Raw genomic sequence first — 502 nt, 5'->3', positions numbered from 1 at the left:
GTACGCACAGAAAAAGGCTGAATAAAGCAGCCAAAAAGAGCTTAGCAAGGGCAGGAAAGTTGGTACGGATGAGCTTAGTGCTAAGATCGCTGAGGGCGAGCTAAAAACACTTCCGGTCATCATCAAAGCTGACGTGGGCGGATCACTCGAGGCGCTAAAGGCGAGACTAGAAAAACTGGCAAATGACGAGATCAGAGTAAAGGTGATCCACTCAGGCGTTGGCGGTATCACGCAAAGCGACGTTGCGCTTGCAAGCGCAACGTCGCTTTGCGTGATACCGCCAACGCCTGAGTGGATCACCTTTACTCTGATCTCGTCATTTGCCAGTTTTTCTAGTCTCGCCTTTAGCGCCTCGAGTGATCCGCCCACGTCAGCTTTGATGATGACCGGAAGTGTTTTTAGCTCGCCCTCAGCGATCTTAGCACTAAGCTCATCCGTACCAACTTTCCTGCCCTTGCTAAGCTCTTTTTGGCTGCTTTATTCAGCCTTTTTCTGTGCGTAC

Annotated in this window: 2 pseudogenes; one reads left to right on the top strand and one right to left on the bottom strand. The window is 50.6% G+C overall.

Annotation, left to right across the window (positions count from 1 at the left end):
* Positions 1–31 precede the first annotated feature (31 nt).
* A pseudogene (locus CYP26_RS00900) lies at positions 32–277 on the top strand (hypothetical protein); the annotation flags it as partial.
* Here CYP26_RS00900 and CYP26_RS00895 read toward each other — a convergent pair.
* Positions 226–502: pseudogene (locus CYP26_RS00895) on the bottom strand (translation initiation factor IF-2); the annotation flags it as partial. The pseudogenes CYP26_RS00900 and CYP26_RS00895 sit on opposite strands and share 52 nt — an antisense overlap.

It is taken from the genome of Campylobacter concisus, from assembly GCF_002913225.1.
Lineage (GTDB): Bacteria > Campylobacterota > Campylobacteria > Campylobacterales > Campylobacteraceae > Campylobacter_A > Campylobacter_A concisus_J.
Note: the sequence above shows the minus strand (reverse complement) of the source record. Positions and strands in the feature narration are given on the sequence as shown.